12 protein-coding genes are annotated in these 13,691 nt (G+C 71.0%); 8 read left to right on the top strand and 4 right to left on the bottom strand.

The genetic code is table 11. The features are described 5' to 3' along the window. Window positions 1–7: 7 nt before the first annotated feature. The 8 genes from ODJ79_RS05690 to ODJ79_RS05655 all read left to right on the top strand — a co-directional run bounded on the left by ODJ79_RS05690 (window position 8) and on the right by ODJ79_RS05655 (window position 7,732). Window positions 8–604: an HAD family hydrolase gene (locus ODJ79_RS05690; protein ID WP_411267264.1), complete on the top strand. Its 597-nt coding sequence runs from the start codon at window positions 8–10 to the stop codon at window positions 602–604. Between the two features lie 364 nt (window positions 605–968). Beyond that, on the top strand, window positions 969–2,204 hold the full coding sequence (locus ODJ79_RS05685; protein WP_263022254.1) for a hypothetical protein: 1,236 nt from the start codon (window positions 969–971) through the stop codon (window positions 2,202–2,204). A 328-nt stretch (window positions 2,205–2,532) separates the two neighbouring features. Then, the gene (locus ODJ79_RS05680; RefSeq protein ID WP_263022253.1) at window positions 2,533–4,146 is read left to right on the top strand and encodes a sensor histidine kinase; all 1,614 of its coding nucleotides are present in this window, start codon (window positions 2,533–2,535) and stop codon (window positions 4,144–4,146) included. A 135-nt stretch (window positions 4,147–4,281) separates the two neighbouring features. Then, entirely contained in the window at window positions 4,282–5,154 is an 873-nt protein-coding gene (gene htpX, locus ODJ79_RS05675) for a zinc metalloprotease HtpX (RefSeq protein WP_263022252.1), read from the top strand. A 104-nt stretch (window positions 5,155–5,258) separates the two neighbouring features. Beyond that, window positions 5,259–5,717, top strand: coding sequence for a DUF1707 domain-containing protein (locus ODJ79_RS05670; protein WP_263022251.1), 459 nt, complete (start codon window positions 5,259–5,261; stop codon window positions 5,715–5,717). 9 nt (window positions 5,718–5,726) lie between these two features. After that, entirely contained in the window at window positions 5,727–6,746 is a 1,020-nt protein-coding gene (locus ODJ79_RS05665; protein WP_263022250.1) for an LLM class flavin-dependent oxidoreductase, read from the top strand. Between the two features lie 39 nt (window positions 6,747–6,785). Beyond that, complete coding sequence (locus ODJ79_RS05660; protein WP_263022249.1) at window positions 6,786–7,070, top strand: GNAT family N-acetyltransferase; 285 nt, start codon at window positions 6,786–6,788, stop codon at window positions 7,068–7,070. Then, entirely contained in the window at window positions 7,067–7,732 is a 666-nt protein-coding gene (locus ODJ79_RS05655; protein ID WP_263022248.1) for an MOSC domain-containing protein, read from the top strand. Before ODJ79_RS05660 ends, ODJ79_RS05655 begins: the two co-directional genes overlap by 4 nt. 225 nt (window positions 7,733–7,957) lie before the next feature. Here ODJ79_RS05655 and ODJ79_RS05645 read toward each other — a convergent pair whose 3' ends face one another. The 4 genes from ODJ79_RS05645 to ODJ79_RS05630 all read right to left on the bottom strand — a co-directional run bounded on the left by ODJ79_RS05645 (window position 7,958) and on the right by ODJ79_RS05630 (window position 13,323). Beyond that, window positions 7,958–9,409, bottom strand: a complete 1,452-nt coding sequence (locus ODJ79_RS05645) for an NADH-quinone oxidoreductase subunit N (RefSeq protein ID WP_263022247.1) — start codon at window positions 9,407–9,409, stop codon at window positions 7,958–7,960. Next, the gene (locus tag ODJ79_RS05640; protein WP_263022246.1) at window positions 9,406–10,914 is read right to left on the bottom strand and encodes a NuoM family protein; all 1,509 of its coding nucleotides are present in this window, start codon (window positions 10,912–10,914) and stop codon (window positions 9,406–9,408) included. The genes ODJ79_RS05645 and ODJ79_RS05640 overlap by 4 nt, the downstream gene beginning before the upstream one ends. A gap of 85 nt (window positions 10,915–10,999) precedes the next feature. Next, window positions 11,000–12,919, bottom strand: coding sequence for an NADH-quinone oxidoreductase subunit L (locus ODJ79_RS05635; protein WP_263022245.1), 1,920 nt, complete (start codon window positions 12,917–12,919; stop codon window positions 11,000–11,002). Continuing rightward, the gene (locus tag ODJ79_RS05630) at window positions 12,916–13,323 is read right to left on the bottom strand and encodes an NADH-quinone oxidoreductase subunit NuoK (RefSeq protein ID WP_263022244.1); all 408 of its coding nucleotides are present in this window, start codon (window positions 13,321–13,323) and stop codon (window positions 12,916–12,918) included. The genes ODJ79_RS05635 and ODJ79_RS05630 overlap by 4 nt, the downstream gene beginning before the upstream one ends. Window positions 13,324–13,691 lie beyond the last annotated feature (368 nt).

Below are 13,691 nucleotides of genomic sequence, written 5' to 3'. Positions count from 1 at the left end.
CGGGCCGTTGCTTCTGGACTTCGACGGCCCGGTGTGCGCCATCTTCGCGGGTTACCCTGCGCCGCGCGTCGCGGCCGACCTGGTCGCCTTGCTCGACATCGAGCGGGTGGCAGTGCCGCCGGAAGAGCGCAGCGAGAGTGATCCCCTCGCCGTGCTGCGATGGGTCGGCGAGGCGTGCCCGGCCGACCTGACAGTAATGATCGAGGAAACCCTATGCGCGGCCGAGCTGCACGCCGCTGCCGTAGCGGCGCCAACGCCGTTCGGCCGTGAGGTGATCCTGGGCGCGGTCGCCCGAGGCGTACCGGTCGCCATCGTGAGCAACAACTCAGCGGCGGCGGTCGAGGCGTATCTGACGGCTCACGATCTCGCCGCGTACGTCGCACCGATCATCGGCCGGACATACGGCGATCCGGGGCGGGTGAAGCCGAACCCCGCGCCGGTGCTCGCTGCCGTCCGCGCCCTCGGGGCCGAGGCGAGGTCGTGCGTGCTGGTCGGCGACTCGATCACCGACGTCGAGGCCGCTCGGCCGCCGGGATCGCCGCGATCGGCTACGCCAACAACGCGTGGAAGGTCGACGCCTTCGCGTCGGCCGACATCGTCGTGACCTCGATGGGTGAGATCGCCGAAGCATTGTCCCCTGCGTCCCCCATGTCCCCTCGGTCCCCCGAGGGCCATTGAGCTGCGAAAAAAGAGGGGGACAGCTCGTATCGCGGGTGTCCCGCAGGCGTGCGGTGGGAGTTCGACTCGGAGGGCGAGGCGAGAGAGCCATGATCGAGCGACTGCCCGGGCGCGCCCGGGCCGGGCGAGTGGCGAGCTGGATCCGGCACGCGCGGCCGACGCGCCTCGCGCACTTCCAGGACAAAGTGGCTGGACGTGACCAGGTCACGCGAAACGCGATCGTTTTTGTCGGGGGGTGGGGCTAGCGTTGGTCGCCTCCAAGAGGGTTCTGTCCTGGAAGGGTGCCGGAAGTGTCGACCACGTCGAAGGGTGGCCGGACGGATGCGCAGAGTGGCGCCTCCGCCTTGGCTAAGGAGTTGTGGCAGATACCTTCGACTCAACGTCACGCCTTTGGTATCACCGATGACGCGATCCGGATCTGGGACGCCGGAATATCGTGCATAAGGATCTTGATCGACGACAGCGACCCTCGATCTTGGTTGGACCGGCTCGATGAGTTCGTCCGTGAGAGGTTCGGTGACATAGAGGATTTCGACGAAGCGAATGTGGAGCGGTTCGCGGCCGAGGCGCAGCGGCTGATCGGTGCGGACATTCCCGAGTGGGCGCAGGATATTAAGAAGGAAGGATTCCAGCGTTTCGCCCGGCGAGCAGTTGGCGAGGCTGCATACCACCGACTCGTTGCAGCACTGCAAACCGACGCAGCTGTTCTCACGGTGGCTCTTCGTCGCGCTACCCGTGGACTAATGCCGTACGCCGTGGCGCTGGATGATCTATATTCAGTTCTTCCCGAGAGGGAGAGGATGCCGCTTCCTATGCCGCCCTCGGATGTCTCCTCGGACGTCTCCTCGACCATGCTTTCGCTGATGTGGGTGCTCGATACCTCATTGGAGAAGCTGGTCGAATTCAGCGCGCCGATCGTCGCCGAAGAGTCGTCACCGCCAGAACTCACGTTGCTGACGAAGAATGACCTTCTAAAGCTTGCTGTCGAGCTACGTCGAACCGTCTCTGGACGATCGCGACAGAAGGTCACCGAGCTCAGCTCCTCGTTGGGCCGCAAGGTACAAGGCGCCCGTGACGCACTTCAGTATTCAGCCGACTCTGTCGCCCAGGCGGCGAACTCCCTCATCGAGCTAATTGACCGTCTGCTGCGAGCCGCATTTACCGATGCAGAAGTCCTCTCTTGGATTGAACAGAACTACCCTGAGGCGAAGGATCTTACGTGGATCGACAGAGGACTGGCCAAGCCCACGAAACGAGGTCAGATCCTCTGCTTTGTCCATGCCGGGTTCCCTGTCGACAAGCCTTCGGTGATTCACCAGCTGGCCGCAACAGCGCTCGCGACTGCCCGAACGCAGCTTCAGAAATTGAAGCACGCAGACCAGGGCACCGAGGAGGAACTGGAAGAAGTCCAGCAGCTTCTGGCCGCCGTTGAGGGGTTCTTGCATCTCGCCATAGGCGTGGCATGGGCAGCGGCCTCCGACGAACGGGTGGAGTCGCTGAGGCTGAATCTGGACGCTCGTCGGTAAGCCGAGCCAGCATGTTGCACGCGGACGAACGCGAATGTGACGACTGACCGGCTGACGTGCGGCGCACCAGGCACGGTAGAGGCCACCGGTACCCTCGGGAAAGAAGAGGCCTCTGACCAGGCATGATGCCGGTCAGGGGCCTCTATCGTGGGGTCTCCTCGGCACGGCACCGGCGCGGCGAAAGCCGGCCCAAGAGTCCGACCGATCTCGGCGGGGAGCAGGAATGCCGATCCGGTTTGTCCCCGCGTCGGGTAGGGCACCCTGGTCAGTGTGGTGATCGACGCCCGCGTTGCCGAGCCGCCCCCGCCGAGCACGAGCCGGCGCGGACATGACTGAGACGCGGACTCCGCTGATGTGGTGCGGCGAAGAGGTGCTGCGGCATCCGATGAAGGTGCTGGCCGCGGTGTCCACCGCGTATATCGCCGTGGATACGGACGGGCGGGTGCTGGCGTGGAACCGGGCCGCGGCGGATACGTTCGGTTACCAGTGGCGGGAGGCCTGCGGTCGGCGGGTGCAAGACCTGATCATCGTGGAGCAGTACCGTGCCCGGCTGGAGCTGTTCCTGGCCGGGAGTCCCGCCGAGGCGTTACGGCAGCACGTGACCACCCGGATGAGGCATCGCGACGGCCATGAGTTCCCCGTCGAGATGACGGTGACCGCCACCGATGATCCCGGCGGGCGCATCTATCACGCCTTCCTGAGCGACGTCACCGTCGCGCAGCGGGCCAGCCGGTTCACCGCCGTGGAGGCGGCCGTCTCCCGCGGCCTGGCCGAGGCGGAATCCAGCGCCGCCGCCGCGCAGCGGCTGGTCGAAGCCGTCGGCGTGCAGATGGGCTGGCCGGTGACCGAACTGTGGGTACCCGACGAGGAGCGCCGGGTCCTCACCTGCGCCGCCCGGCACCTCGGCCCGGCCTGGCGGCTGACCCAGTTCGTCGCCGACGAGGTCGAAACCGGCCGATGGCTGCCGGGCCGGGTCTACCAGAGCGGCCGCCCGCAGTGGATCCCCGACCTGGGCGCGGACACCGGCTCGAGCCGCAGCCGGATCGCCGCCGAGGCCGGTCTGCGCGTCGCCGTCGGCGTACCGATCTCCACCGGCGGGCAGATCCTCGGTGCGCTGTGCGTCTACGGCGACTACGCCGAGGATCCGGAAAACACCCTCATCGCCCTGCTCGGCGGTGTCGCCGCACAGCTCGGCCAGTACCTGGAACGGCGCCGCGCCGAGGAGCTCGCCATCGACCTGGCCCGCACCAAGGACGAGTTCCTGGCCCTGGTCACCCACGAACTGCGCAACCCGCTGGCGGTGATCACCAGCACCGCGTCGTTCGTCGACGACGAACTGGACACTCTCACCGAGACCGAGCAACGCAGCTACCTCAGCACCATCGCCGGCAGCGCTCAGCGGCTGTCGGCGATCGCCGACGACCTCCTCGACCTGGCCCGCCTGGAATCCGGCCACCTGACCGTCGAGGCGGTCGACACCGACCTGAGCGCCGTCATCAGGGCCGCCATCGACGCGTTCCGGCCGCAGGCCACCGGCAAGAACCTCACCGTCGACACCGACATGCCCGAGCGCCTCCCGCTGCACGGCGACCCGCACCGGCTGCGCCAAGTCGCCGACAACCTGCTCTCCAACGCGATCAAGTACACCCCGGCCGGCGGCCGCATCACGATCACCGCCACGGTCGACGCGCGCCACATCACCTGGACCGTCGCCGACACCGGCATCGGCATCCCGGAGGCCGACCGGCCCCGCCTGTTCCGCCGCTTCTACCGCGCGTCCTCGGCGCGGGCCCGGCACATTCCTGGCACCGGACTCGGCCTGGTCATCACCCGCGCCATCGTCGAACGCCACGACGGCAGCATCGGCCTCGCGGCACACAGCGGCCCCGGAACCACATTCGTCGTCCGCCTACCGGCAAACGAACAATCAAGATTCCAGTGAATCCGGCGTCCAGGCGCAGGACGGTCTCCGCTGCCGCGTCTTCAGCGAACTCACAGCCCCGTAGGGATGAAAGCGCCGGTCAGGGGCGTTCTGGAGGGTGCGGCTCCGGAGGGACCGCGGACGGGAGTTGTCACTGTGTCCAGCCACCACAACGGCCTCAAGACGGCCGCCCTGCTCGGTCTGCTCACCGCGCTCATCCTGGCGGCCGGCTACTGGCTCGGCGGGAGCGCCGGGCTGGTCTTCGCGGTGCTCATCTCGCTCGGTATGAACGCCTTCAGCTACTTCTACTCGGACAAGATCGCGCTGCGCGCCATGCGGGCCCGGCCGGTGAGCGAGGCGGAGTTCCCGGAGCTGTACCAGATGGTGCGGGAGCTCTCGCAGACCGCGGGACAGCCGATGCCGCGGCTGTACGTGTCGCCCACGAGCCAGCCGAACGCGTTCGCGACCGGGCGTGACCCGCAGCACGCGGCGGTGGCCGTCACCGTCGGCATCACGCAGTTGCTCGACCGGCGTGAGCTGCGCGCGGTGATCGGGCACGAGCTGTCGCACGTCTACAACCGCGACATCCTGATCTCGAGCGTGGCCGCGGCCCTGGCCGGCATCATCACGAGCCTCGCGCAGCTGGCGATCTTCCTGCCGCTGGGCGGCTCGGACGACGACGACCGGCCGAACCCGGCCGCGCTGCTGGCCATGATGATCCTCGGGCCGCTGGCCGCGTCGATCATCCAGATGGCGATCAGCCGGAACCGGGAGTTCCAGGCGGACGCGTCCGGCGCCGAGCTCACCCGGGACCCGCTGGCCCTGGCCAGCGCGCTCGAGAAGATCCAGTACGGCACACAGCGGATGCCGTTGCCGGCCGAGGGGCAGCTGCCCAGCGCCGCCCACCTGATGATCGCCAACCCGTTCCGGACCGGCGGCATGTCGGCGCTGTTCTCCACGCACCCGCCGATGGAGCAGCGGATCGCCCGGCTGCGCGAGCAGGCGGGCGCCGTCCAGCAGTACCGCTGACAGGGTCGGCGAACGGCCGCGATTTCAGGGGTTCTCCCTCTGCCGATCGCCGGTCCGGCTCGGTTAGCCTGGCCTCTCGGCGGGCGGCGTAAAAGGAGTGTCCGATGGGGAACGAGATCCGGGGCGAGGTCGAGAGGCTCCGCGCCGCCGATTCCGATCGGGAGAAGGTGGCCGAGCAGCTCAAGGCCGCGCTCGACGAGGGGCGGCTCTCCCTCCAGGAGTACGACGACCGGGTGCGCGACGCGTACGCCGCGAAGACGTACCAGGAGCTGTTGGTCCTGCTCACCGACCTGCCCAAGCCGGGGTTGAGCACCGCCGAGATCACCGCCCGCCGGCTGGCCGAACAGCGCCGCCAAGCCCGCCGGCTGCCGACCGCGCTGCTCGTGCTGTGGACCATCTGGGCCGCGCTCACGGTGGTCAACCTGGTGGTGTTCGGGCTGGTCGCGGCGACCGCCGACGGTGCGCTCTATCCCTGGCCGATCTGGATGGTGGTGCCGGGCGCGGCGCTCGGGGCGGTCACCGTGGGGGTGCAAGCAATTCGCCATCAGCAGGGGTCGCGTTAAGTTAAGACGGTGACAAGCTCCACCCGTGTTCCGCTCTCCGTGCTCGACCTGGCCACGGTTCGCGCGGGACATACCAGCGCCGACGCGTTGCGCGGCACCCTCGAGATCGCCAAGACCGCCGACGACCTGGGCTATTCGCGCTTCTGGCTGGCCGAGCACCACAACATGCCGGCCGTGGCGTCCACCGCGCCGCCGGTGCTGATCGCCGCGGTGGCGGCGTGCACCCGGCGCATCCACGTCGGCTCGGGCGGGGTCATGCTGCCCAACCATATGCCGTTCGTGGTGGCCGAGCAGTTCGCGATCCTCGAGGCGCTGCACCCGGGACGGATAGATCTGGGCATCGGCCGGGCGCCGGGCACCGACCAGGCGACCGCGGCGGCGTTGCGCGGCGTGTCGCCGTACCTGACGGTCGAGCAGTTCCCCGAGCACCTGCAGGCCCTGCTGGCGCTGCTCGGCGACGAGCGGGTCGACGCCGGGAGCGTGGCCCGGCTGCACGCGACGCCGGTTGCGGAGAGCTACCCCGAGGTGTGGATGCTCGGCTCCTCCACGTACGGGGCGCAGGTCGCCGCGACGCTCGGGCTGCCGTTCTGCTACGCGTACCACTTCGCCATCGGCTCCGATGTGGATTCGGCGCTGCGCCTCTACCGCACCGGGTTCAAGCCGTCGCCGCGCTACGCCGAGCCGCACGTGATGGTCAGCGCGTCGGTGATCGCCGCGGAGACCGCCGAGGAGGCGCGGTTCCTCGCCGGGCCGAGCCGGATCATGGCGTTGAGCCTGCGCACCGGACGGCTCGGGCCGATCGTGTCGCCCGAGGCGGCCGCGGCGGTGGAGCTGTCCGACCTCGATCGCGCGATGCTCGACTCGCTGCCCGGCACCCAGTTCGCGGGGACCGGCGAGGACGTGGTCCGCGGCCTCGACGAGCTGGTGGCGCGCACCGGGGCGAACGAGCTGATCCTGGCCGGCACCGTCTACGACCCGGCGACCCGGCAGGACACGCTGGTCCGGGTCGCGAAGGCGTGGGGGCTTTAATCGGGTGCTTCCGGCCGCTTCAGTCGCGAGGATGGTGGCATGTGGGAGCTGACCGGAGACGTCGAGGCGTTCGCCGGCACGCCGGGTGACTTCCTGAGAGCGTCCCGCTCCCGGCTCGACGCCGGCATGGTGCGCATCGTGATGGTCTGCACGCCGGGCGAGTTCCGCGGGCACCGGTACGCGGCCGCGGTCACCGCCACGGCCGGCCGGGCCGCCCTCGAGCTGGGCGCGGCCGACCTCGCCTACCCGGCCAGCAACGGGGTCTACCAGCGGATCGGCTACCCGCCGGTCCCCGATCGCGTGGTGATGGAGTTTTCGTCATGATCGACGGCAAGGTCCTCCAGGTGAATGTCGGGGTGCCCCGCGCCAACCCGGCGAAGCAGCTGGCGATGACCGGGATAGACAAGCTACCGGTCGACCACCCGGTCTACGTGCGAGCGCCGGGGCCGAAGACGACCGGCCTGCACAGTGGGCTGGTCGGCGACCCGATCGGCGACATCAAGCACCACGGGGGCGACAACCAGGCGGTCTACGCGTACGCGCGGGAGGACTACGACTGGTGGGCGGCGGAACTCGGCCGGGAGCTCGCCGGCGGCACCTTCGGCGAAAACCTGACCACCGCGGGCATCGACGTGAACGCGGCGTTGATCGGTGAGGTCTGGCGGATCGGCGACGAGCTCGAGCTCCAGCCGACGTTCGGGCGCATCCCGTGCGCGACATTCCAGGCCCGGATGGCGGAGCCGCGGTGGCTGAAGCGCTTCACGAAGGCCAACCGCACCGGCGCCTACCTGCGCGTGGTTACACCGGGCCACGTCCGGGCCGGCGACGCGATCTCGGTCATCTACCGGCCGGCCAAGAGCGTGAGCATCGCCGAGGCCTTCGGCATCTACATGCTGGACCCGGCGTCGCTGGGCCGCCTGCTGGACGCCGAGTCCCTCCCCGAAGACCTCCGCAAAGAGGTTGAGGACCGCCTCAACCTCGGGTAACGCGCCCACTCGCCGCCGCGCCTCTTCCGTCGCCGGCCGCCCGTAGGCGCACGTTCTTGGTCACCGCGCCGTCGACGGCGTCTGCGCCTCGCGGACCATGCGTATCTCCCGCACACCGTGCTCCACCTGCGCCGTCCCGTCGGCGACGAAGCCGTGCTTGCGGTAGAACGCTTGCGCACGTGGGTTGGGATCGGCGACCCACAGCGCCGCCGACTGCGAGCCGCCTCAGCTGAGGGCGTCGAAGAGCAGCTGCGGGGCGAAGCCGAGCACCACCGCCACCGCGGCGGCCGCGATCAGGGCGCCCGCGACGGAGCGGGACACCGGCAGGCGGGGATGAGTGGCGCGCTCCAGCAGATCGGGGTCGAGGACCTGGATGCCGGGCTTCAGCGGTCCCGCGTACAGGTTGGCCGTGGCCCGCACATAGTAGGCCAGGCCGATGACCGCGTTGAGGGCCACCAGGCCGGCCAGCCAGCCCCAGCCGCCGTTGATCAGGGCGTCGACGACCGTGACCTTGGCGAACAAGCCGATCAGGCCCGGGGGCAGGCCCGCCAGGCCGGCGAAGGCGAGCACCAGCGCGGCACCCAGCCACGGGGAGCGGCGGCCCGCGCCTCGGTAGGCACGCATGTCGCCGCCGTCGGCCGCTACCGGCCGCAGGGCCACCACGGTGGCGAAGGCGAGGAACTCCAGGATCATGAAGAAGACCGCGTAGACGATCGCCGGCTGCACGCCGGGGCCGCCCAGGGCCAGGGCGGCCAGCACGTAGCCGGCCTGGGCGATCGACGACCAGGCCAGCAGGCGGACCATCCGCTGTTGCCGCAGGGCGACCAGGTTGCCCACGGTCATCGTCAGGACGGCCAGGGCGGCGGTGATCGGGGCCGCCTCCAGCCGGGACACGATCGCGGCCAGGGCCAGCACGCCGCCCAGCTTGGAGGCGGTCGACAGGTACGCGGCGACCGGCAGCGGCGCGCCCTCGTAGGTCGGGGGCGCCCACGCGTGCAGCGGGACCGCGGCGACCTTGAAGGCGAAGCCGATCACCAGGAGCGCCACGCCGACCTGCGCGACCGGCAGCATCGGGCCGAAGCCGCCGATCAGATGGCCGAAGTGGAGCGCGCCGGTGGCGGCGTAGTTGAGCGCGGCGCCCAGCAGCGCCACCGCCGTGGAGATCACGCTGATCAGGAAGAACGTGATGGACGCCGACGCGCCGGCGGTCGAGACGCGTTCCCGGGGGGCGAACCGGCGCAGGCCGACCAGGATGTACAGCGGCAGGGTCAGCGTTTCGAGGCCGACGATCAGCGAGATCAGGTCGCCGGCGTAGGCGACCACCACGCCGCCGGTCATCGAGGAGGCCAGCAGGAAGCAGAACTCGCCGGCCGGCGCGGCACCCAGGCGCAGCGACGGCACCGAGAGCGCGAGCACCCCGACGGTCAGGCCGGCGAAGAGCACGGCGGTCACCACCGCGACCGGGCTGGGCAGCCACGAGCACTCGGTGCCGGCGCAGAACGTCGGCGGGCGCGAGTCGCCGACCACGATCGCGCAGACCGCGGTGGCCAGGCCGCCGAGCGCCAGCGCGCCGTGGGTGGCCGGGCGGCGGGCGACCAGCAGGTCCACCAGCAGGACGAGGATCGCGGTGCCGGACGCGGCGTACAGCGGCAGGATCGTGACTTGGTCGATCGTCATCGGAACGCTCCCGTCAGCGCGAGCACCGGCGCCTCGGTGGCCACCAGCACCAGCGCGGGCACCAGGCCGACCGCGAGGGTGAACGCGACCAGCGGCGCCCACGCGAACCACTCGGCGCCCGCGATCCCCGCCGGCACCGGCGTGCGGGCCGGCCCGTGCGTCACCTTGCGCAGCAACCGCAGGAAGTACGCCGCGGTCAGCGCCCCGCCGATCGCGGCCAGCACGGCGAGCGTCACCCACAGCCCGCCGCCGCGCCGGACGGCGGCCACCACCGCGAACGCCTCCCCCCAGAACCCGGCCAGCCCGGGCAGCCCGAGCGAGGCGATCGCCGCGAAGCCGAGCACGCCGGCCAGCCGGGGCGCGGTCTCCCGCAGGCCGCCGAGGTCGGCGAGGTCGCCGGTGTGCGCCCTGTCCTTGATCGCACCGGCCAGGAAGAAGAGCAGGCCGGTGATGAGCCCGTGCGCCACGTTGCCGATCAGCGCGGCCTGGATGCCGGTGGCGGTGAGCGTGGCGATGCCGAGCAGCACGAACCCCATGTGCCCGACGCTGGAGTAGGCGATCAGCCGTTTCAGCTCGGTCTGTCGCAGGCAGATCAGCGCGCCGGCCAGGATCGCCGCGACGGCCAGCAGGCCGAGCAGCGGGGCGGCCCAGTGCGCGCCGAGCGGGGCGACGCCGACCCCGACCCGGATCAGGCCGTAGGTGCCCATCTTCAGCAGCACCCCGGCCAGGATCACCGAGCCGACCGTGGGCGCCTGGGTGTGCGCGTCGGGGAGCCAGGTGTGCAGCGGCCAGAGCGGGGCCTTCACCGCGAACGCGACGGCGAACAGGGCGAACGCCGCGTACTGCGTGGTGCGGCTCAGGCCGTTGCCGCCGGTGAGCGCGACCAGGTCGCCGGTGCCGGCCTTCGCGGCGACGGTGAAGACGCCGAGCAGCAGCAGGACCGAGCCGAACAGCGTGTACAGCACGAATTTGCGGGCCGCCGCGCGTCGCTGCTCGCCGCCCCAGCCGGCGATCACCGCGTACATCGGGAGCAGCACGACCTCGAAGAACAGGAAGAACAACACCAGGTCGAGGGCGAGGAAGGTGCCCAGGATGCCGGCCTCCAGAACCAGGAGCAGGGCGAGGAGGGTACGCGCGGAGCCGCCGTCGGGGACCTTCCAGATCGTGTACGCGCAGCAGAGCACCGTCAGCAGGCCGGTGAGCGCCACCAGCGGGTAGGACACGCCGTCGACGCCGAGGTGGAAGTCGAGATGCAGGGCGGGCACCCAGGACCAGTCCACCTGGGCCCAGGGCCGGATCGCCGGTCCGCCGCCCGCGGAGTACGCCGTCCAGCTCGCGTCGTGGGCGAAGGCCAGCACCACGATCGGCACCAGGGTGACCGCCGAGACAGCCGTCGCGAGCAGCCGGGCGGGCCGGTCGGCGTGGGCCGGGAGCAGCGCCAACGCGGCGGCGCCGAGGGCCGGGAGGGCCACGGCGGCGACGAGCATCACCTGATAGACGGTCACGCTGTGCCCTCCTTTGGCATGCCCTTCTGGCCCTCGCCTGCGGCCTGGGCGTGCAACTCACGCAAGTGCCGCTCGGTGCAGGCGGTCATGCCGCGGCTCCGAACCAGAGGGTCAGCACCAGGGCGCCGCCCAGCACCAGGACCGCGGCCCAGGGCAGGGCGATCCGGTGTGCGGCGGCGAGCAGCCCACCGAGCCGGGTCGCGGTCGTGCCCGCGCCCTCGACGGTGGCGTCGACGATCCGCTCGTCGGCGGTCTTGACCAGGTCGGCCAGCGCGCGAACCGGGCGGACGACCAGCCGGTCCTGCACCTCGTCGAGGCGGAAACCGGCGGCCAGGAAGGGCCGGGCCGGCCCGAGCGCCTCGGCCGGGTCGGCGGCGGGCGCCTCGCGCCACAGCCACCAGGCGCTGCCCGCGCCGAGCGCGAGCAGCACGAGGGGCAGCACGATCGCGACGCTCAGGTGCGGCTCCTCCAGCTCCAGTGCGGTGCGGAAGCCGGGAGCGTACGCCGCGAGACCGAGCAACGCGGCCGGGATGGCGAGCAGGACGATCGGCCAGCGCATGGCGGCCGGCGGGTCGTGCGGGGTGCGCGGGCGGGAGTAGCGGGCGTCGTCGAAGCCGACCTCCCAGTCCGGGCCGTCGGGCCCGTGCTCACGGGAGACGCCGAAGAACGCGCGGAGCAGCAGGCGCGTCGAGTACCACGCGGTGACCGCCACGGCGAACAGCGCGGCGATCCAAACCACCCAGGCCACCCAGATCGGGGTCGGGCCGCCGCCGTCGGTGGCGTGCGCGGCCGCGGTCAGGATGTTCTCCTTCGACCAGAACCCCGCCAGCGGGGGCAGGCCGGCCAGCGCGCCCAGGCCGATCACGAACGACCAGAAGGTCACCGGCATGGGCCGGCGCAGCCCGCCCATCCGGGACAGGTAGTTGGTGCCCACCGCGTGGATCACCGCACCCGCGGCGAGGAACAGCAACGCCTTGAACGCGGCATGGGTGAGCAGGTGGAACAGCGCGGCGGCGGGCGAGCCGACGGCCAGCGCCCCGGTCATGTAGCCGATCTGACTCACCGTCGACCAGGCCAGCACCCGCTTCATGTCGTCCTGCGCGGTGGCGCTCAGCGCGCCCAGCAGGATCGTGATCGCGGCGACCACGCCGAGCACCGCCAGCGCGGCCGGCGACTGCTCGTACAGCGGGTACAGGCGGAACACCACGTACACGCCCGCGGCGACCATGGTGGCCGCGTGGATCAGCGCGGAGATCGGCGTGGGGCCGGCCATCGCGTCGGGGAGCCAGGTGTGCAGCGGGAACTGCGCGCTCTTGCCGGCCACCCCGGCGAGCAACAGCAGCAGGGCCGCGGTGAGCGTGGTGGTCGAGTAGTGGTGGGTCAGCACCACGCTGATCCGGGACGTGCCGGCGCTCACCACCAGCAGCGCGATGCCGAGCAGGAAGCCGACGTCGCCGACCCGGGTGACCAGGAACGCCTTGACCGCGGCGGCGGGCGCCTCGGGCAGCCGCCGGTCGTGGCCGATCAGCAGGTACGAGCAGGCGCCCATCACCTCCCAGCCGACCAGCAGGCCGATCAGGTCGCCGGACGTGACGACCAGCAGCATGGCGCCGGTGAACAGGCTCACCTGCGCCGCGTACGGCGGGTAGCGGGGGTCGTCGTGCAGGTAGGCGACCGAGTAGATCTGCACGAACAGCGCGACCACGCCGACCGCGACCGCGATGTAGAGGGCCGCCGGGCCGGCCGAGAAGCCGAGCGTGACATCGATGCCGCCGAGGCTCACCCAGCGGTGGTTCGCCTCGATCGTCTCGCCCTGTTTCCCGGCGAAGATCAACAGGCCCAGCGTGACGGCGAGCGAGACGGCCGTGCCGACGATGCCGATCGCCGCGGCGGACCGGCGCGGCGTGAGGTCACCGTCGTCGTCCCCGGCATGCAGGGTGAGACCGACCAGGCCCAGCAGCAGTGGCACGCCCGGAACGAGCGCCCCGATCGTCCCCGCGGTCACCCGGCCACCTGCTCGGTCTCGGACTCGAGGTGCTCGATCTCGTGGTCGTGCTCCTGCAGGGACACCTCGTCGAGCACGACGGCCCGGCGGAGGCGGTAGAACTGCAGGACGATCGCGAGGCCAACGCCCACCTCGGCGGCGGCCAGCACGATCACGAACAGCGCGAAGATCGCCCCGGCGCGCGGCTCGGGCACCGGATGGGCCCAGGCCTCGGGCTGCATGCCGACCAGCGTGCTCGTCGCCGCGGATCGGGCGGAGTCGGCGGCGACCAGGATCAGGTTGACCGCGTTGAGCATGAGCTCGACGGCCATCAGCACCAGGATCGCGTTGCGCCGGCGGAGCACGCCGTAGACGCCCAGACCGAAGAGCAGGGCGGCAATGACGTACGGGATGACCGCGTGCATCACTCCTCCTCTTCCTTCTTCTCGGGCCCCGGCAGCATCCGGCTGTCGTCGACCAGGTAGCTCTCACCCTCGATGACGTCCTGATCACGCGACGGCGTTGCCTCGGATTCCGGGCCCATTTCGCCGACCCTGGGGCGTGCCTGGTGGGCGCCGAAGATGATGTCGTGGGCCCGTTGACGGTGTGGGTCGACCCTGTCCCCCTCCTCCGGCTCCGGCTCCGGTTGGGGCTCGGCGGCCACGGCGGCGGCCTCCTCGGCGGCCACCTTCTCGGCGTGCGCCTGGCGGACCCGGGCCTGCGCGGCGGCCTGACGCGCGGCGATCCGCTCGAGGCGGGCCACCACCTCGGCGGACTCGTCGGTCGGGTCGTG

The organism is Actinoplanes sp. KI2 (assembly GCF_025630775.1).
In the GTDB taxonomy this organism is placed as follows: domain Bacteria; phylum Actinomycetota; class Actinomycetes; order Mycobacteriales; family Micromonosporaceae; genus Actinoplanes.
Note: the sequence above shows the minus strand (reverse complement) of the source record. Positions and strands in the feature narration are given on the sequence as shown.